We start from the raw sequence: 17,361 nt of genomic DNA on the forward strand, positions 1-17,361 counted from the left end.
CGCTGCACGCGCGTCGCTATCGTCTGACAAACAGGCCGCAAAGGCCCAAAAGACTAATGTCCAGGGAGGATGAGCATGCGGAGCGTGTGGGCGCTCGCCGCAGTGGCGGCGCTATCTGTGCTGACGACCTCGACCACCGCGCTCGCCGGCGGGCCCAAACAGGGCGGAGTCCTGCGGATGTACCACCGCGACAGCCCCGGCAATGCCTCGATCCATGAAGGCGCGACCTATTCGCTCAATGTTCCCTTCATGCCTGTGTTCAACAACCTCGTCATCTACAAGCAGGACGAGGCGCAGAACAGGATGGACAACATCATTCCGGAACTCGCCGAGAGCTGGGCCTGGGTCAACGACAACAAGACGCTGACCTTCAAGCTGCGCCCGGGCGTGAAATGGCACGACGGCAAGCCGTTCACCTCCGCGGACGTCAAATGCACCTTCGACATGCTGATGGGCAAGTCGCAGCAGAAGTTCCGGCAGAATCCGCGCAAGACCTGGTACGAGCAGGTCAACGACGTCTCCACCAACGGCGACCTCGAGGTTTCCTTCAACTTGAAGCGGCCGCAGCCGTCGCTGCTGGCCCTGCTCGCCTCGGGCTACACGCCGGTCTATCCCTGTCACGTCTCGCCCGGCGACATGCGCACGCACCCGATCGGCACCGGCCCGTTCAAATTCGTCGAGTTCAAGGCCAATGAATCGATCAAGCTGACCCGCAATCCCGACTATTGGCGCGAGGGGCGGCCCTATCTCGACGGCATCGAGTTCACCATCATCCCGAACCGTTCGACCGCGATCCTCGCCTTCGTCGCCGGCAAGTTCGACATGGCGTTCCCGACCGAAGTGAGCATTCCGCTGCTGAAGGACGTCAAATCGCAGGCGCCGAAAGCGGTCTGCGTGGTCGAGCCCAACAATGTCGCCACCAACATCATCGTCAATTCCTCCGCGCCGCCGTTCGACAATATCGACATCCGCCGCGCCATGGCGCTGTCGCTCGACCGCAAGGCCTTCATCTCGATCATGTTCGAGGGCCAGGGCGATGTCGGCGGCACCATGCTGCCGCCGCCGAACGGACTGTGGGGCATGCCGAAGGAGATGCTCGAGAGCATTCCCGGCTACGGCCCCGATGTGAACGCCAACCGCGAGGAAGCCAGGAAGCTGATGCAGAAGGCCGGCTACGGGCCGGACAAGCATCTCGCCGTCAAGGTCTCGACCCGCAACATCCCGGTCTATCGCGATCCCGCGGTGATCCTGATCGACCAGCTCAAGAGCATCTATATCGACGGCGAGCTCGACGTGGTCGAGACCGCGAACTGGTTCCCGAAGATCGCACGCAAGGACTACATGCTCGGGCTCAATTTGACCGGCAACGCCGTCGACGATCCCGACCAGTCGTTCTACGAGAACTATTCCTGCGGCTCCGAGCGCAACTACACCAATTACTGCAACAAGGAGATCGAGAAGCTGTTCGACGTGCAGTCGCAGGAGACCGACGTCAACAAGCGCAAGAAGCTGGTGTGGGACATCGACAAGAAGCTGCAGGAGGACGTCGCCCGCCCGATCATCTTCCACGCGCGCACCGGCTCCTGCTGGCAGCCCTATGTCAAGGGCGTAACGGTGATGTCGAACAGCTCCTATAATGGGTATCGCTACGAGGACGTCTGGATGGACAAGTAGCGCAGGCGGCTGGCGGTTTCGACAGGAGGCGATGCATGTTTGCCTATCTGGTGCGGCGCCTGTTCCTGATGCTCGTGACCCTGTTCGGGATCTCGGTCGTCATCTTCTTCCTGCTGCGCGTCGTGCCCGGCAACATCGTCGACATCCTGTTTGCCGCGGCCGGCTACGTCGATCCCGCCGACAGGGCCAATCTGGAGAAGGAGCTCGGCATCGACCAGCCGCTGGTCGTGCAGTACTGGCACTGGATCAGCGGCTTTCTGCGCGGCGATTTCGGCTACTCCTATGTCTCGGAGAAGCCTGCGCTTCAGGAGATCCTGCCGCGGATCCCGATCACCGCGCGGCTCGCCGGGCTGGCGCTGTTGTTCTCGGCCTCGATCGGCATTCCGCTCGGTGTCATCAGCGCGGTGAAGCAGGGGACGCGGCTCGATTACGCGTTGCGCGTCGTCAGCCTCAGCGGCTTGTCGCTGCCCTCGTTCTGGCTCGGCCTGCTGATCCTCACGGCGTCGGTGGCGATGTTCAACCAGATGCCGATCTTCAATCCCAATCCGCAGACCTGGCTCGAGGCGTTCGCGACCTACGCCGTGCCGGCGGCCGCCGTCGGCTTCCGCAGCGCCGCGCTGACCATGCGCATCACGCGATCCTCGATGCTGGAGGTGCTGCGGCAGGACTATATCCGCACCGCGCGCGCCAAGGGCGCCTCCGACGCCGCCGTCAACTATAAGCATGCGCTGAAGAACGCGATCCTGCCCGTCATCACCGTGATCGGCATCGAGGCAGCGTTCCTGATCGGCGGCCTGATCGTGACCGAGACCGTGTTCAACATCCCCGGCGTCGCGCGCTTCCTGGTCGAAGCGATCCGCTGGCGCGACTACCCGATCGTGCAGAACCTCGTGATGCTGATTGCGGTCGTGGTGGTCAGCGCGAACTTCATCGTCGACATGCTCTACGCGGTGTTCGATCCGCGTATCCGGTATACGGATTAGGAGATCAGCTTGGCCGCGATTGACTATGATCTCGAACTGAGGCGGGCCGGCGCGTATGCGACCGGTGGCTGGCGGCGCGTGCTGTATTTGGCGCAGCGGCATGTGCTGGGCGCGGCCGGGCTGATCATCATGACGCTGTTCGTGCTCACGGCGATCTTTGCCGATTTCATCGCGCGCTACGATCCCCTGACCATCGACGCCGCCCGTGCGCTGGCGCGCCCGAGCCTGGCGCACTGGATGGGCACGGATTCCTTCGGCCGTGACGTGTTCAGCCGCATCATCCACGGTGCACGAATCTCACTCGCCGTCGGTATCGGCTCGACGGCACTTGGCGGCACGATCGGCGTCATCGTCGGGCTGACCTCCGGCTATCTCTCCGGCTGGGTCGATCTGGTGTTCCAGCGTGTCTCCGACATTCTTCAAGCGCTTCCGCTGCTGGTCCTGGCGTTGATCATGACCGCCGCACTCGGTCCGTCCCTGCCGAACGTCATCATCGCCATCGCCATTCCGCTGATCCCGACCGTGTCGCGCGTCATTCGCGCCAACACGCTGGCGCTGCGCGAGCTGCCCTTTATCGAAGCCGCCAAGTCGATCGGCATGAGCGAGGTGCGGATCGCGCTGCGCCACGTGCTGCCGAACACGCTGGCGCCGCTGATCGTGCTCGCGACCGCGCAGCTCGGCTCGACCATCCTCACCGAAGCCTCGCTCTCCTTCCTCGGCCTCGGCATTCCCGAGCCCTATCCGTCATGGGGTCGGATGCTCTCGGAATCCGCCGCCGAATATGTCCGCACCGCACCGTGGCTGGTGATCTTCCCCGGCATCGCGATCAGCCTCGCCGTGTTCGGCGCCAATCTGTTCGGCGACGCCCTGCGCGACATCCTCGATCCCCGGCAGCGCGGCTGATGGCAGAAAAATCCGATCTCGTGCTCGATGTGAAGAACCTGAAGACGGTGTTCTTCACCAATTCCGGCCTGTTCAAAGCCGTCGACGACGTCTCGTTCACCGTGAAACGTGGCGAGACGCTCGCGATCGTCGGCGAATCCGGCTGCGGCAAGAGCGTCACCGCGCTGTCGCTGATGCGGCTGGTGCCCGATCCGCCCGGCCGCATCGTCGGCGGGTCGGTCTCGCTCGAAGGCACCGAGCTGCTGGCGCTGGATGAATCCGAGATGCGCGCCGTCAGGGGCAATCGCATCTCCATGATCTTCCAGGAGCCGATGACCTCGCTCAATCCGGTGATGCGGATCGGTGACCAGATCGTCGAGGCGGTGCGGCTGCACCGGGCGATGCCGGCCAGAGAAGCGCGCGACATCGCGGTCGAGATGCTGCGGCTGGTCCGCATTCCCGAACCGGCGCGGCGCGCGCGGGAGTATCCGCATCAGCTTTCCGGCGGCATGCGCCAGCGCGCGATGATCGCGATGGCGCTGGCCTGCCGTCCGGCGCTGCTGATCGCGGACGAGCCGACCACCGCGCTCGACGTCACCATCCAGGCACAGATCCTGGCGCTGATCCTCGACCTTCAGAAGGAGCTCGGCACCGGCCTCGTGCTGATCACGCATGATCTCGGCGTCGTCGCGCAGACCGCGCAGCGGGTGATCGTGATGTATGCGGGGAAGAAGGTGGAGGAGGCAACGGTGGAAGCGCTGTTCGCCGATCCCAAGCACCCCTACACCCGCGGGCTGATGGCCTCGATCCCGGCCGTGCCGGCGTCAGGTGTTCCGGTGCAGGCGCGGCTCAACGAAATTCCCGGCACCGTGCCGTCGCTGGTGCGGCTGCCGAAAGGCTGCGCCTTCGCGCCGCGCTGCAAGCTCGCGATCAAGCGTTGCGAGGCCGAATATCCGCCGCTGGAGGACTGGGGCGGCGGCCATCTCGCGGCGTGCTGGCGCGCGGCCGAAGTGGCGGAGGTGGCATGACCGAAGCGCTGCTCGAAGTCACCGATCTCAAGAAGCACTACGCGGTGCGCGCCGGCGTGTTGCGGCGGCAGGTCGGCACCGTGCATGCGGTCGACGGCGTCTCGTTCTCGGTTCATACCGGCGAGACGCTCGGCCTGGTCGGTGAATCCGGCTGCGGCAAGTCGACGGTGGCGCGCAGCGTGCTGCGGCTGGTCGAGCCGACCTCGGGTCAGATCCGCCTTGATGGAGAGGACATCACCCGTCTCTCCAAGACCGCGCTGCGGCCGCATCGCCGCTCAATGCAGATCGTGTTTCAAGATCCCTTTGCTTCGCTCAATCCGCGCATGACCGCCGGCGACATCGTCGGCGAGCCGCTCGCCGTGCATGGGCTCGCAAGCGGCAAGGAGCTGGAAGCGCGTACCGCAAGACTGTTCGAGCAGGTGGGCCTGCGGCCTGATCAGATGCGCAACTTCCCGCATCAATTCTCCGGCGGCCAGCGCCAGCGCATCTGCATCGCACGCGCGCTGGCACTGGGGCCGCGCCTGATCGTCTGCGACGAACCGGTCTCCGCGCTCGACGTCTCGATCCAGGCGCAGGTGATCAATCTCCTGATCGACCTGCAGAAGCAGCACGGCTTCTCCTATCTCTTCATCGCGCATGACCTCGCCGTGGTCGCCCATATCAGCCATCGCGTCGCCGTGATGTATCTCGGCCGCATCGTCGAGATCGCCGACAAGGACGAGCTGTTCCGCAATCCCCGCCATCCCTATACGCAAGCCCTGCTCGCGTCAGTGCCGGTTGCGAACCCGTTTGCCAAGAAGCTCGCGCCGCTGGTCGACGGCGACGTGCCGAGCCCGGTCAATCCGCCGCCGGGCTGCGCGTTTCACACCCGCTGCCGGTTTGCGATCGGGCGGTGCAGGACGGAGCGGCCGGCGCTGGTGGACGCGGGCGGCGGACATCAGGTGGCGTGTCTGCTCAACGAGGGGACCGGACGGAGCCAGTAGGCCGCAAAGCCCGGATCACCGGCCAGGCCGCCAGCGCGGCGGCCAGATGCTTGAGCGTGTGGCCCGAGACAATGTGGCCTGTCGCTTCAAATATGGTCACGTCACCCAGCTCGAAAAGCTTGGCCAGCGCGTAAAAGAAGATCACGCCGCCCAGAGACACGCCAAGCGCACCGGGCCGGGGCCGTGTCAACGCCAGTCCCACGGCCAACGCCATGCCGCCGAACTGCACGACCACCCATGGCGTGAGATTCTCGCGTGCCACCCAGGCCGCGAGCAGGCCCGCAACCGTCACCAGCACCACCACCGCCTGACCGGCACGCACGCTGATGCGCTCGCTGGCCGCGATGCCCAGAAAGCCCGCGAACGCCACCGCCATACCGAGACGATCGGCCACCAGCCGCTGCGGCGCGTCGGGATCCAGATGATAGATGCACGATCCTAGGCAAGTGAGGATCAGACCCACGAAGAGGCAACCTGCACCCGCGGGCGCATCAGGGTGGGCACGCAGGCGCAGCAAGCCCCAAGCGCCCATCGCCAGGAAGGCAAGATTGCTCAGCACGTCGCCGGCGTTGGGCACGCCCAGCCAGGTGCGGGTGTCGACGAAATGCGGGATGTGCCAGGCGGAGGCGGGCATCGCGGGTGCGAGGAGCGCCACGAGCGTCAGGACGAAGAGTGCGCCGATCAGATATTTTTCGCGAACTTGCGGCGGGGCGAACGAGAACCGGCGGGACACTGACGGCAGCAGGGCATCGGTCTCTCGGGCGTGGTGATTTGCGCGCAACATGCAGGCCTCCACATGATTTGACATCGCTCAATATTAGTAGCCCTAAATTGAACAATGTTCAATAAAAATCTTGAGCGAGATCAAACAGGCAATATCATATTGGAATTATTTGGATTTATTGGGACGCCCGCGTGCAGCCACGGCGGCGAGTCGCGTTTGAGACGGCATCTCTCCCCATCGTCATTGCGAGCGCAGCGAAGCAATCCAGAGTGCTTCTGCGGATGCAGACTGGATTGCTTCGCTTCGCTCGCAATGACGGAGAGAGGCTACCCCGCCGCAATCTCCGCGACGATCCTGCCCGTCGTGACCTGCTCGCCTTCGGCGACGTCGATCGCGGCGACCACGCCGTCGATGCCGGCCTTGTGGACGTGCTCCATCTTCATTGCTTCCAGGGTCATCACCGCTTGACCGGCGGTGACGCGGTCGCCGGGCTTGACCAGCACGGCGACGACGCGGCCGTTCATGGCGGCGCGGACTTTGCCATCGCCGCCGTTGGTTGCGGCCGCCTTCGGTGCGGCGAGGGTGAGGTCGGTGACCGCAAGCGGGATGCCGCGATGCTGGAGGTAGAGCCGGTCGCCGTCGCGCAGGAATTTTGCGCTGTCCATCACGCCGTCGTGGCGGAAGCGGATGGCGTCGGGATCGAGCTGGTCGATCTCGAACTTGTCCTGACGGCCGTCGGCGGCGACGATGTAGCCGCCACTGCGCTCACGCGTGACTTCGAGCTCGTGGGTGTGGCTGGCGATCTCGACTTTCGCCGTTAACGGAAATGTTGCCGCCAGGCTCCGGCCACCTTGCCATGACGGCGCGCGCGGATTGGTGACATAGAGCAGCAGGCCCGCCAGCGCCGTATCGAATGCAGCATTCGCCGGCGGCGCCAACAGTTCGTCGCGATGTGCGCCGATGAAGGCTGTCGTCGCCTCGCCCCTGGCAAATCCGGGATGGCGCAGGCAGGACATCAGAAATGCTTGGTTGGTGGTCACGCCAAACGCAGTGAGTTGCTCCAGGCCGACGATCAGCCGCCCCCTCGCCTCCTCGCGTGTCGCGCCATGGCTGATCACCTTTGCGATCATGGAATCGTAGAACGGCGGGATCTCCGCGCCCGATTGCAGCGCGTGCTCGACGCGGATGCTGTCAGGCACCTGCCAGCGCGCCATGCGGCCGGACTGCGGCATGAAATCCTGCGCGGCATCTTCCGAGCACAGCCGCACCTCGATGGCATGGCCCGAGAATCGGATGTCCTGCTGCTTCACCGGCAGAGGCTCGCCACGCGCGACACGCAGCTGCAGCTCGACGAGATCGAGCCCGGTGATCGCCTCGGTGACGGGATGCTCGACCTGGAGGCGCGTGTTCATCTCCATGAAGTAGAATTCGCCGCTGGCGTCGAGCAGGAACTCCAGCGTGCCGGCGCCCTCGTAACGCAATGCCCTCACCGCGGCGACAGCGACCTCGCCCATTTTCGCGCGCAGCTCCGGCGTGACCGCCGGCGATGGTGCCTCCTCGATCAGCTTTTGATGTCGCCGCTGCACCGAGCAGTCGCGCTCGCCGAGATGGATGGCGTTGCCGTGGCTGTCGCCGAACACCTGGATCTCGATGTGTCGGGGATTCTGGATGGCACGTTCGAGGATGACCGTGGGATCTCCGAACGCGGCCTTCGCCTCCGACCGCGCACTGCGCAGCGCATCGGGGAAGGATGCGGCATCGGTAACGAGCCGCATGCCGCGTCCGCCGCCGCCCGCAACCGCCTTGATCATCACGGGGAAGCCAATCTTCCTGGCTTCCGCGAGCATGACCTCGTCGGTTTGGTCGGCGCCCTGATAGCCGGGCACGCAGGGCACGCCGGCCTTCTTCATGATCTCCTTGGCGCCGGCCTTGTTACCCATGGCCTCGATCGCCTGCGGCGAGGGACCGATGAAGACGAGGCCCGCATCCTTGCACGCTTGTGCAAACTCCTCGTTCTCGGCGAGGAAGCCATAGCCGGGATGCACGGCATCCGCGCCGCTCGCCTTGGCCGCGGCGATGATCGCGGGAATGTTGAGATAGGATTGCGCCGGCAGGGCTTCGCCGATGCGCACGGCCTGGTCGGCCTGCCGTACATGGAGCGCATCGCGATCGGCATCCGAATAGACCGCAACGACGCCGAGGCCGAGCTGCCGCGCACTGCGCATCACGCGCAGCGCGATCTCGCCGCGATTGGCAACCAAAACCCTGAAGAACGGCCGGTGCTGCACTGATCCGTTCCTCATGGGCGGGCCACCGAGAATTGCATGCGCTGAGGGGTGCGCGCATCGCCCTCGCGGCAGATCGCGAGCACCTCGGACAGCACCGCACGGGTGTCGCGCGGATCGATCACGCCGTCGTCGAGCACGCGCGCGCTGGTCGAGAACACGTCCATCTGGCCGTCGAACACGCCGATGATCTGCGCCTTCATCGCGTCGAGCTTTTCTTTCTCGACCGGCTTGCCGCGCCGTGCTGCGGCGGCCTCGGTCACGATCGCCATGGTCTCGGCGGCCTGCTCGCCGCCCATCACTGCTGTCTTGGCGTTTGGCCAGGAGAAGCAGAAGCGCGGATGGAAGCCGCGGCCACACATGCCGTAATTGCCGGCGCCGAACGAGGCGCCGCAGTAGATGGTGATCTGCGGCACCGTCGCCGAGGTCACCGCCTGGATCATCTTGGAGCCGTGCTTGATCATGCCGGCTTCTTCATAGGCCTTGCCCACCATGTAGCCGGTGGTGTTGTTGAGATAGAGGATCGGCGTGCGGGTCTGGCAGCAGGCCTGGATGAAATGCGTCGCCTTGTTGGCGCCGGCGGGATCGAGCGGGCCGTTGTTGGTGATGATGCCGATCGCCTGGCCTTCGATGCGGGCGTGACCGCAGACGGTGGCGGGGCCGTAATTGGGCGCCATCTCGGTGAAGTCGGAATCGTCGACGATACGCGCGATCACCTGCTTCATGTCGACGGTGCGCTTGTGGTCCATCGGCATGATACCGAGCAGCTCGTCCTGGTCGTAGCGCGGCGGTTTGAACTGTGAAACCGCTCGGCCCGGCCGCTCCCATTCCAGCGCCGCCATGATCTCGCGCGCGATGCGCAGCGCATCGCGGTCGTCCTCCGCGAGATAATCGCCGAGGCCGGAGACCTGCGTGTGCATCTCGGCACCGCCAAGCTCTTCCTCGGTCGCGATCTCGCCTGTCGCGGCCTTCAGCAGCGGCGGCCCGGCAAGGAAGGCGCGGGTGCGGCCGCGGACCATGACGATGTAATCGGACAGGCCGGTCTGGTAGGCGCCGCCCGCGGTGGACGAGCCGTGCGTGACGGTGACGACCGGCAGCCCCGCCGCCGAGAGCCGCGCGAGATTGCGAAAGATGTTGCCGCCACGGACAAAGTCCTCGACGCGGTAGCGCAGCAGATTGGCCCCGGCGCTTTCGACGAGCTGGACGTAGGGCAGCTTGTTCTCCAGCGCGAGCTCCTGCACCCGCAGCGTCTTGTCGAGGCCGTAAGGCTGGAGCGCACCGGCATCGATGCCGGCGTCATTGGCGCTGACCATGCAGCGGACGCCGGAGACGAAGCCGATGCCGGCGATGACGCCGCCGCCGGGCACGCTCTTGTTCGCATCTGATACGTCGAACATGTAACCGGCGAGCGTCGACAGCTCGATGAAGGGCGCGCCGGGATCGAGCACCAGCGCGACGCGTTCGCGCGGCAGCAGCTGGCCGCGCTTGTGGAAGCGATCCTTTGCCGCCGCCGACGCCTCACGCGTGCGCTCTTCCAGCGCGCGCATGCGGTCGATCAGCGCGAGCATGCCGTCGCGATTGGCGTGGTAGCTGGCGCTGCCGGGAGAAATAGTGTTGTCGAGAATGGACATAACTCTATCCTGCTCGTCACTGCGAGGAGCGAAGCGACGAAGCAATCCAGACCGTCACCGCGGAAAGACCCTGGATTGCTTCGCTTCGCTCGCAATGACGGTTGAGGCGATACCTTACCTATTCGTCCCAAAGATCTTCCGCGCCTCGGCGGGGCTTGCGATCTCGCGGCCCGCACGGCGGGCGCAGGCGGCGATGGCCTCGATCAACTGGCCGTTCGACGTCACCTTCTTGCCGTCGGCGAGATAGAAGGCATCCTCCAAACCCGTGCGCAGGTGGCCGCCGAGCTCGGCGCAGCGCTGGTGCAGCGGCCAGATCTCTTCGCGACCGATCGCGGTGACCTGGAAATGCGCCTCGGGCCGTTTCAGCTTGATCAGGATCGGCAGCAGATCAGGATCGGACGGCATGCCGGAGGCAACGCCCATCACGAAGTTATATTCGAGCGGGCCCTTGTACATGCCGACCTGGTGATACATGCCGACACAGCGGACGATGCCGACGTCGAAACATTCGAACTCGGGGATGGTCCCGACCGCGTTCATCACGTCGAGATAGTCCTTCACCTTCTCGACCGCGTTGTCGAACATCATCGGCGGCCAGGCCCAGGTGTTGTCGGCTTTCACCTTCAGATAGTTCAGCGAGCCGGCATTGCAGGCCGCGATCTCCGGCCTGGTCTCGCGGATGCAGTCGAGCGCGCCGCTGTAGTTCGGCCCTGAGACGCCCGAGGTGTGATTGATGATGACGCCGGGGCAGGCCTCGCGGATTGCCTGCTGAATCTCCTTGCTGACACTCACGTCCCAGGACGGCAGATGTCCCTTGTCCGGCGCCTGCTGGCGCAGATGGATGTGCATGATGCTGGCGCCGGCATCGAACGCAGCCTTGGCTTCGCGTGCCATCTGCTCGGGCGTCACAGGCACGTTGTGCTGCTTCGGGTCGGTGAGCACGCCGTTCAGCGCGCAGGTGATGACGGCCTTGTCGCTCATGCCAAAAATGTCTCGCACGTTGAGAATTCAACGCTTGCGATCATGTGATGAGCGGCATGCGGCTTCTTGCGCGGAGAAGCTGGAAGGCACGGCTATCGTAGGGTGGGCAAAGGCGCTCTCGCGCCGTGCCCACCATATCTTGGCGCTGAACGAAGATGGTGGGCACGCTTTCGCTTTGCCCACCCTACGAGAGCGCGCCTAACTCGCCTCCGCGAGCCTCACCGTCTCGGTGCTGCGGTAGATCGCGAGGTCGCGCGAGCCGACGAAGATCGCGCGCGGTTTCAATCCATAGAAGCGGCGGATCGAATGGCTGAAATGGGTGGAGTCGGGATAGCCGATGTCCTGCGCGAGGTGGGCGAGATTGAGGTCCTGGTTGGCGAAGTGCAGCAAATGCCGCGCACGCTTCCAGGCGCGGAAGGAGCGGAACGAGATGCCGGTCTCCTCCTTGAACAGATGCAGGAAGCGCGAGGCCGAGAGCCCCGCTTCGGTGGCGCACGTATCCGCCGTCACCGGCTCGCCGGAGAAGCGGCCGATGCGGGCGACGGCGCGCATCACGCGCGGATCGAGCACGCGACGCGGCAACGCCTCGCCAAAGCACATCTCGTCGAATTCGGCGGTGGTGATGTCGCCATAGCGGCGCTGGCGCAGCAGCGTGTAGGCGGCGAGGATCTTGCGGGCATAGACGGCCCGGTCAGGTCCGGTCAGCCGCTCGGCCAGGGCCTCGATTACGCCGTCCGGCATGCTTTCCGGCTCGAGCGTCACGCTGATTGCAGTGCGGTAGTCGCTGGCGATGGAATGCCGCTGGTTCGGCAGGGTCACGAACAGCTCGCCGGTGGCGAGAACGTCGTCGATCGTCAGATGCAGGCTGCCCTTCACCGCGACATAGACGTGGCAGCAGCCGGGGGTGCGCTTGCGCGGGCGGCCGAGCAGGCCGGCATAGAATACCCGCTCCGGCGTGATCAGCATCAGATGGTCGGATTCGCGACCGTTATCTTCCATTGGGATCCTCCTCGCGCGGCTCTTTGGCCGCTGCGGACGGAGGTCACCTTAGCGGAAATTTGGGCGCTGTCACGGCGCGATAGCGCTGTCATGGAGACATGCGTTATTGTTCCGGGGCGGTCCGCCGGACCGAAACCGGAACCTGGAGATTGCTGCGCGAGATTCCGGGTTCGACGCCTCGCATCGCCCGGAATGACAGCCTCCCTTACGCCCTCACGCGCGGCGCAACATTCTGCTCGACGCCGGCCTTCAGCTCCTCGGCAACCGCGCGCTTGAATCCGTCGCGCTGCTGCAGCCGCGCCCAATAGGCTGCGACATTTGGCCCGAAATCCTTGGCGAGCCCGACATTGTTGGCGAGCCGGAGCGCGTAGCCGATGACAATGTCAGCGGCGGTGAAGCGGCCTGCGCACAATGTTTCGGCATTGGCCGTCGCTGCCTCGACCGCGCGCAGGCGCCCCAAGAACCATTTCGCATAGTCGCCTGCGACCTGCGGATTGCGGCGCTCCTCCGGCTCGAGCTGGGTGTATCGGAGCACCAGCGTCTGCGGGAAGGTTAACGTGGCATCGCTGAAATACATCCAGTTCAGGAACGCGCCATAGGCGGGATCTTCGGGTCCGACCATCAACGGCGTCGGTCCGTGCCTGATGCCGAGGTAATGGCAGATGCCGGAGGACTCGGTCATCTTCGTCTCGCCGTCGACCATGAAGGGAATGGTGCCGAGCGGATTGAGCGCAAGGTACTCCTTGGCGAAGACCCGCGGCGGGAACGGCAGCATCTTCAATTCATACGGAAGCCCCATCTCCTCCAGCATCCAGAGCGGACGGAACGAGCGCGCGGCGTCGCAGTGATAGAGCGTGATCATCAGGAAATACCTTTACTGCCGGGCAGCGTGCCCATCATCTTGCACAGGACCATCAGCATGACCTCGTCAGCACCGCCGCCGATCGAGGTCAGGCGGCTGTCGCGATAGGCACGGCTGACCGGCGTCTCGTTGGTAAAGCCCATTCCGCCCCAATATTGCAAGCAGGCGTCGGTGAGCTCGCGGCCGAGCCGGCCGGCTTTGAGCTTGGCCATGGTCGCAAGCTTGGTCACGTCCTCGCCGGCCACGAGTTGCTCGGCGGCGCGATAGATCAGCGCGCGCAACAGCTCGACTTCGGTCTGCATCTCCGCGAGCTTGAAGTGCACGACCTGGTTGTCGAGGATCGACTTCCCGAAGGCCTTGCGGTTGCGGGTGTATTCGATGGTCTGATCGATGATGTATTCGTGCGCCTTCAGGCAGGCCGCCGCGCCCCAGAGCCGTTCCTCCTGGAACTGGATCATCTGGTAGGTAAAGCCCTTGCCTTCCTCGCCGATCCGGTTGCGCTTGGGCACGCGGACATTGTCGAAAAAGATCTGCGCGGTGTCCGAGGAGCGCATGCCCATCTTGTCGAGCTTTCGTGCCACCGTGACGCCCTTGCTCTTCATGGGCACGCAGATCAACGACTTGTTGCGATGAACCGGCCCATCGCCGGTGTTGGCGAGCAGACAGATCCAGTCGGCCTGGGTGCCGTTGGTGATCCACATCTTGCCGCCATTGATGACGTAGTCGTCGCCGTCGGAGCGTGCATTTGTCTTGATCGAGGCAACGTCCGAACCCGCACCGGGCTCGGAAACGCCGATGCAGGCGACGTAATCGCCTGATATCGACGGACTGAGGAATTCGCGCCGCACCTCGTCCGAACCGAACCGCGCCAGCGCCGGCGTCGCCATGTCGGTCTGCACCCCGATCGCCATCGGCACGCCGCCGCAGGTGATGGCGCCAAGCTCCTCCGCCATCATCAGCGCATAGGAATAGTCGAGGCCGGAGCCGCCGAACTCGACCGGCTTGTTCAAGCCGAGGAAACCGAGGCTGCCCATCTTCTTGAACAGCTCATGCGCCGGGAAGATGTCGGCCTTCTCCCAGTCATCGACATGAGGATTGATCTCGTTGGCGATGAATTTTTGCAGGGAACGGCGGATGTCGTCGTGGTCGGCGGTGAATAGCATTTTTGTCAGCTCAGCTCTCGGTATCTCTAATGTGCTCGTCATGGCCGGGCTTGTCCCGGCCATCCACGTCTTCGTCAGCCGGCAGCAAGAACGTGGATGCCCGGGACATAGGCGAGCGGAAGCGACGCCGTCCTGCGGACGGCTATGCCCGGGTATGACGGTGGGGCGTTCACAACCCCATCTGCCTTGAGGCCAGATCCTTCATGATCTCCTCGGTGCCGCCGCCGATGGCGTTGACCTTGACCTCGCGGTAGATGCGCTCGGCCTTGATGCCGCGCATGAAGCCGGCGCCGCCGAAGATCTGCACGGCTTCCGAGGCGCAGAACGCCATGGTTTGCGTGGCCTGGTTCTTCATCATGCAGATCTCGGCGATCGGGCTCTCGCCCTGCTCCAGCCGCCAGGCCAGCATTTCCAGCATCGACTGGGATGCCGCGACCTTCTGCGCCATGTCGACGATCTTGTGACGGATGACCTGGTGCTGGGCGAGCGGCTTGCCAAAAGTCTTGCGCTCCTTGGCGTAGGCGATCGCCTCGTCGAGGCAGACCCGCGCAAAGGCGGTGCAGCCCGCCGCCATGCCCATGCGCTCGCTATTGAAATTCCGCATGATGATCTTGAAGCCCTGGCCCTCCTCGCCGATCAGGTTTTCGGCCGGCACGCGGCACTCGTCGAAATGCAGCGTCGCGGTGTCGGAGGCCCACCAGCCCATCTTCTTCAGTTTCGTCCGTGACAGGCCGGGCGTGTCACCCTCGATCAGGAGCAGGCTGACGCCGCCGGCGCCCTCGCCGCCGGTACGCACCGCAACGGTCAGATAATCGGCGCGCATCCCTGAGGTGATGAAGGTCTTCTCGCCGGTCACGACGTAGTGATCGCCATCGCGCCGCGCCCTGGTGCGGAGGTTCGCGACGTCGGAGCCGCCGCCCGGCTCGGTGATCGCCAACGCGGAGATCTTCTCGCCCGACAGCACCTGCGGCAGCACGCGTGCCTTGACCTCCGGGCGCGCCGCCCGCGCGATCGGCGGCGAGCCGATGGTGTGGCTCATCAGGCTGGCGCTGACCCCGCCGGCCCCGGCACGCGCCAATTCCTGGCTCGCCACGATCTTCATAAACTGGTCGGCGGCGATCCCGCCATATTCCTCGGGGAATCCGAGCCCCAACAGGCCAATCTCGGCCGCCTTGCGATAGAGCACGCGGGGAAATTCGCCGGCCTCGTCCCATTCATGGGCAAAGGGCGTGATCTCCTTGTCGACAAAGCGGCGCATCACCTCGCGGAAGGCGTCATGCTCGGTGGTATAGAACGGGCTCTTCATCGTCGTCTCGCCCTGCTGGCGGATTCGTGTTGGCCACCATGGCCGGAACATCTGCCGTTCACTTGCGCAGAGTGGCTGACCGGGGGAACCACTCCACGCGCAGCCATGCCTAGCAACTCAACGCAAGACGATTTTCGCCCCCCGCAGGCCAACTCCGGGGCAAAAAAAGACGTGCGCACAAACTCCGGCTGGCCCCAGGGCCACGCCGGGCATGGTGCCCGGCAAATAGGGACGCAGGCGGCACAAGACCGCCGAGGGAGGGATTTTGGCCGTTCGTTATTACGACTGGATCGTCCATCACGGCCGCCGTACGCCTGACAAGGTCGCGGTCATCGACCTCGCGAGCGAGCGCCGCTTCACCTATTCGCAGCTCGATGCCCGCGTCTCGCGCCTGGCCGGATTTCTCCGTGACACTCTCAAGGTGTCGCGCGGTGACCGCGTCGCCGTGCTGGCGCTGAACACGACCGATACGCTGGAGGTGCAGTTCGCCTGCGGACGGCTCGGCGCCGTCTTCGTGCCGCTGAACACCCGCCTCACCGTTCCCGAGCTTCAGTTCATCACCGGCGATTGCGCGCCGAAGGTGATGATCCACGACACTGACCTGGCCGAGACCGCGCTGAGCGTCGCAAAACTCTGCAACGTCGCGAGCAGCCTGCTGCTCGGCCCCGGCGGCGCTTACGAGACCGGCATCGCGTCCGCCAAGCCGCTCGCCCGCGCCGAGGAGGTCACGCTCGATGACGTCTCGACCATCATGTACACGTCGGGCACCACGGGCCATCCCAAGGGCGCGACCATCACCCATGGCATGACCTTCTGGAATTGCGTCAATCTCGGCGGCCCCGCCTGCATCGGGCCGGCCTCGGTGCTGCTGACCGTGCTGCCGCTGTTCCACACCGGCGGGCTCAATTGCTACACCAACCCGGTGCTGCATGCCGGCGGCACCGTGATGATCATGCGCGCCTTCGATCCCGGCACGGCGCTCGGCCTGATCAACGATCCCGCGCAGGGCATCAACGTGTTCTTCGGCGTGCCCGCGATCTACCAGTTCATGGCGCAGCATCCGGCCTTCGCGACAACTGACCTGACCCGGCTGATCGTCTGCGGTGTCGGCGGCGCGCCGATGCCGGTGCCGCTGCTCAAAGTCTGGGAGGCGCGCGGCGTCGCGCTCCAGCAGGGCTACGGCATGACCGAGACCTCGCCCGCCGTGCTGGTGCTTGATCGCGAGGATGCGGCGCGCAAGGCGGGCTCGGCCGGCAAGCCGGTGCTGCACACCGAGGTGCGGATCGTGCGACCCGACGGCAGCGATGCCGATGTCGGCGAACTCGGCGAGCTCTGGGTCAAGGGCCCGAACATCACGCCGGGCTACTGGAACAGGCCTGAGGCGAACAAGACATCCTTCACCGACGGCTGGCTGCACACCGGCGATGCGACGCGCGTCGACGAGGAAGGCTTCTACTATATCGTCGACCGCTGGAAGGACATGTACATCTCGGGCGGCGAGAACGTCTATCCGGCCGAGGTCGAGAACATCCTGCATCAGCTCACCGCGATCGCGGAAGCCGCCGTGATCGGCATTCCCGATCCGCAATGGGGCGAGGTAGGCCTCGCCATCGTCGCAGCCAAGCCCGGTCAGCGGCTGACCGAGGCGGCTGTCTTTGCGCACTGCGCGGCCAATCTCGCGCGCTTCAAATGCCCGCGACAGGTGCGCTTCGTCGATGCGCTGCCGCGCAACGCCACCGGCAAGATCCACAAGCCGACGTTGCGGAAAGAATTCTCGGTGGCGTCCGAAGTCGACAAGAAAGTCGCCAACACCTGATCAAAGCGCCCCTTGCGGGCGCTTCTTCGTTTCTGACGTGCCTG

At 64.9% G+C, this 17,361-nt stretch carries 14 protein-coding genes; 6 read left to right on the forward strand and 8 right to left on the reverse strand.

The genetic code is table 11. The annotated features are described in order from the left end of the window. Positions 1 to 75: 75 nt before the first annotated feature. Genes CT676_RS25100 through CT676_RS25120 form a run of 5 tightly spaced genes read left to right on the forward strand, consistent with a single transcriptional unit; the run spans position 76 to position 5,550 of the window. Entirely contained in the window at positions 76 to 1,674 is a 1,599-nt protein-coding gene (locus tag CT676_RS25100; protein ID WP_085404088.1) for an ABC transporter substrate-binding protein, read from the forward strand. A gap of 35 nt (positions 1,675 to 1,709) precedes the next feature. Continuing rightward, positions 1,710 to 2,657, forward strand: coding sequence for an ABC transporter permease (locus tag CT676_RS25105; protein WP_071909068.1), 948 nt, complete (start codon positions 1,710 to 1,712; stop codon positions 2,655 to 2,657). A gap of 9 nt (positions 2,658 to 2,666) precedes the next feature. Next, complete coding sequence (locus CT676_RS25110; RefSeq protein ID WP_071909067.1) at positions 2,667 to 3,560, forward strand: ABC transporter permease; 894 nt, start codon at positions 2,667 to 2,669, stop codon at positions 3,558 to 3,560. Further along, positions 3,560 to 4,567 (forward strand): ABC transporter ATP-binding protein, encoded by a 1,008-nt coding sequence (locus tag CT676_RS25115; RefSeq protein WP_135215586.1) that lies wholly within the window; start codon positions 3,560 to 3,562, stop codon positions 4,565 to 4,567. The genes CT676_RS25110 and CT676_RS25115 overlap by 1 nt, the downstream gene beginning before the upstream one ends. Beyond that, on the forward strand, positions 4,564 to 5,550 hold the full coding sequence (locus tag CT676_RS25120) for a dipeptide ABC transporter ATP-binding protein (protein ID WP_085404089.1): 987 nt from the start codon (positions 4,564 to 4,566) through the stop codon (positions 5,548 to 5,550). Before CT676_RS25115 ends, CT676_RS25120 begins: the two co-directional genes overlap by 4 nt. Here CT676_RS25120 and CT676_RS25125 read toward each other — a convergent pair. The 8 genes from CT676_RS25125 to CT676_RS25160 form a co-directional block, all read right to left on the reverse strand. Further along, positions 5,522 to 6,334, reverse strand: coding sequence for a hypothetical protein (locus tag CT676_RS25125; RefSeq protein ID WP_085404090.1), 813 nt, complete (start codon positions 6,332 to 6,334; stop codon positions 5,522 to 5,524). The genes CT676_RS25120 and CT676_RS25125 overlap by 29 nt on opposite strands. A gap of 266 nt (positions 6,335 to 6,600) precedes the next feature. Then, positions 6,601 to 8,577, reverse strand: a complete 1,977-nt coding sequence (locus CT676_RS25130; protein WP_135215587.1) for an acetyl-CoA carboxylase biotin carboxylase subunit — start codon at positions 8,575 to 8,577, stop codon at positions 6,601 to 6,603. Beyond that, positions 8,574 to 10,190, reverse strand: coding sequence for an acyl-CoA carboxylase subunit beta (locus CT676_RS25135; RefSeq protein ID WP_085404005.1), 1,617 nt, complete (start codon positions 10,188 to 10,190; stop codon positions 8,574 to 8,576). The genes CT676_RS25130 and CT676_RS25135 overlap by 4 nt, the downstream gene beginning before the upstream one ends. 114 nt (positions 10,191 to 10,304) lie before the next feature. Further along, positions 10,305 to 11,171, reverse strand: coding sequence for a 3-keto-5-aminohexanoate cleavage protein (locus tag CT676_RS25140; protein WP_028155241.1), 867 nt, complete (start codon positions 11,169 to 11,171; stop codon positions 10,305 to 10,307). Between the two features lie 198 nt (positions 11,172 to 11,369). Continuing rightward, the gene (locus CT676_RS25145; RefSeq protein WP_085404006.1) at positions 11,370 to 12,170 is read right to left on the reverse strand and encodes an AraC family transcriptional regulator; all 801 of its coding nucleotides are present in this window, start codon (positions 12,168 to 12,170) and stop codon (positions 11,370 to 11,372) included. Between the two features lie 205 nt (positions 12,171 to 12,375). Then, complete coding sequence (locus CT676_RS25150) at positions 12,376 to 13,032, reverse strand: glutathione S-transferase family protein (protein ID WP_135215588.1); 657 nt, start codon at positions 13,030 to 13,032, stop codon at positions 12,376 to 12,378. Then, positions 13,032 to 14,195, reverse strand: a complete 1,164-nt coding sequence (locus CT676_RS25155) for an acyl-CoA dehydrogenase family protein (RefSeq protein WP_085404008.1) — start codon at positions 14,193 to 14,195, stop codon at positions 13,032 to 13,034. Before CT676_RS25155 ends, CT676_RS25150 begins: the two co-directional genes overlap by 1 nt. Before the next feature lie 169 nt (positions 14,196 to 14,364). Beyond that, positions 14,365 to 15,501 carry an acyl-CoA dehydrogenase family protein gene (locus tag CT676_RS25160; protein ID WP_085404009.1) on the reverse strand — a complete coding sequence of 379 codons (1,137 nt, stop codon included), beginning with the start codon at positions 15,499 to 15,501 and terminating at the stop codon, positions 14,365 to 14,367. Between the two features lie 265 nt (positions 15,502 to 15,766). Here CT676_RS25160 and CT676_RS25165 point away from each other — a divergent pair, with 265 nt between their 5' ends. Further along, complete coding sequence (locus CT676_RS25165) at positions 15,767 to 17,317, forward strand: long-chain fatty acid--CoA ligase (RefSeq protein WP_085404010.1); 1,551 nt, start codon at positions 15,767 to 15,769, stop codon at positions 17,315 to 17,317. Positions 17,318 to 17,361 lie beyond the last annotated feature (44 nt).

Origin of the sequence: Bradyrhizobium sp. MOS001, from assembly GCF_004634465.1 — a bacterium.
Taxonomy (GTDB): Bacteria; Pseudomonadota; Alphaproteobacteria; order Rhizobiales; family Xanthobacteraceae; genus Bradyrhizobium; species Bradyrhizobium barranii.

What these genes read in the sequence shown, in the direction of transcription:
- CT676_RS25100 (WP_085404088.1), top strand. Translation starts at nt 76, where the DNA reads ATGCGGAGCGTGTGGGCGCTCGCCGCAGTGGCGGCGCTATCTGTGCTG.
- CT676_RS25105 (WP_071909068.1), top strand. Translation starts at nt 1,710, where the DNA reads ATGTTTGCCTATCTGGTGCGGCGCCTGTTCCTGATGCTCGTGACCCTG.
- CT676_RS25115 (WP_135215586.1), top strand. Translation starts at nt 3,560, where the DNA reads ATGGCAGAAAAATCCGATCTCGTGCTCGATGTGAAGAACCTGAAGACG.
- CT676_RS25120 (WP_085404089.1), top strand. Translation starts at nt 4,564, where the DNA reads ATGACCGAAGCGCTGCTCGAAGTCACCGATCTCAAGAAGCACTACGCG.
- CT676_RS25125 (WP_085404090.1), bottom strand. Translation starts at nt 6,334, where the DNA reads ATGTTGCGCGCAAATCACCACGCCCGAGAGACCGATGCCCTGCTGCCG.
- CT676_RS25130 (WP_135215587.1), bottom strand. Translation starts at nt 8,577, where the DNA reads ATGAGGAACGGATCAGTGCAGCACCGGCCGTTCTTCAGGGTTTTGGTT.
- CT676_RS25135 (WP_085404005.1), bottom strand. Translation starts at nt 10,190, where the DNA reads ATGTCCATTCTCGACAACACTATTTCTCCCGGCAGCGCCAGCTACCAC.
- CT676_RS25140 (WP_028155241.1), bottom strand. Translation starts at nt 11,171, where the DNA reads ATGAGCGACAAGGCCGTCATCACCTGCGCGCTGAACGGCGTGCTCACC.
- CT676_RS25145 (WP_085404006.1), bottom strand. Translation starts at nt 12,170, where the DNA reads ATGGAAGATAACGGTCGCGAATCCGACCATCTGATGCTGATCACGCCG.
- CT676_RS25150 (WP_135215588.1), bottom strand. Translation starts at nt 13,032, where the DNA reads ATGATCACGCTCTATCACTGCGACGCCGCGCGCTCGTTCCGTCCGCTC.
- CT676_RS25155 (WP_085404008.1), bottom strand. Translation starts at nt 14,195, where the DNA reads ATGCTATTCACCGCCGACCACGACGACATCCGCCGTTCCCTGCAAAAA.
- CT676_RS25160 (WP_085404009.1), bottom strand. Translation starts at nt 15,501, where the DNA reads ATGAAGAGCCCGTTCTATACCACCGAGCATGACGCCTTCCGCGAGGTG.